This is a genomic window from Kitasatospora sp. NPDC101235, from assembly GCF_044767505.1.
In the GTDB taxonomy this organism is placed as follows: domain Bacteria; phylum Actinomycetota; class Actinomycetes; order Streptomycetales; family Streptomycetaceae; genus Kitasatospora.
On sequence record NZ_JBIWNZ010000096.1, the window covers coordinates 1 to 1,056 of the forward strand.

Genomic DNA, 1,056 nt, shown 5'->3' on the forward strand with positions numbered 1-1,056 from the left:
CTAGGGTGCGTATCGGGTTGTGATCAATCTGTGGGATTCGCCCTCGCGACAGTTCCTGATCCGGTAGACCGTACTGTGTGACGCGAGCGCAACTTTCCGATGCAGAGTGGGAGTTCATCGGTCCGTACCTGCCGATCGGCGAGTACGGCCCGTACCCGGAGCGGCTGCGGCAGCAGTTCGAGGGTGTGATCTGGCGGTTCAGGACGGGCGGGCAGTGGCGGGAGATGCCGCAGGAGTTCGGCGCCTGGTCGACCGTCTCCAATCGGTTCCGGCAGTGGAGGGACGCCGGTGTCTTCGAAGCCCTGATGGAGGGCGTGATCGCGGAAGCCGCGAAGCGCGGTGAGGCGGACTTGTCCCTGGTCAGCGTGGACTCCACCACCGTCCGGGCTCACCACGACGCTGCCGGGATGCACCTCGACTCCGACACGCTCACCGCCCTGGAGAAGGCTGCCGACGAGGCGGAGAAGGCCCGGCAAAAGGGGGAGCCCCGGAAGAACAATCCGGGCAGGACGCCGGAAACGACCCGAAGCGGGAAGAACGGCGACGCATCCGGCGTCGGCGCAGGCTCCGGCTGAAGGCTGCCCTGCTCGGACGGTCCAGGGGCGGGCAGACCAGCAAGGTCCATTGCGCTGGCGACCGGAAGTGCCGCCCGCTTTCGTTCGTCCTGACCGAGGGGCAGGCCGCCGACAGCCCGCAGTTCATCCCCGTGCTCAAGAAGGTGCGGGTCCGGGGGCCGGTCGGCCGTCCCCGCACTCGGCCCGACGCGGTCGCCGGGGACAAGGCCTACTCGTCCCGCGGCAACCGCGCCCACCTGCGCAAACGGCGCATCAAAGCAGTCATCCCGGAGAAGAAGGACCAGAGCGCCAACCGGAAGAAGAAGGGCAGCCAGGGCGGCCGGCCCGTCAGCCACGACGCCGAGCTCTACAAGGAGCGGAACACCGTCGAGCGCCTGATCAACAAACTGAAGGCCTGGCGCGGCATCGCCACCCGGTATGACAAGACGCCGGAAAGCTACCTCGCCGGCCTCCACCTCCGCGGCGCGATGATCTGGATCAA

1 pseudogene is annotated in these 1,056 nt (G+C 67.8%); it reads left to right on the plus strand.

The window, feature by feature from the left end:
- Positions 1-77: 77 nt before the first annotated feature.
- Positions 78-1,056, plus strand: a pseudogene (locus ACIRRH_RS43970) (IS5 family transposase); the annotation flags it as partial.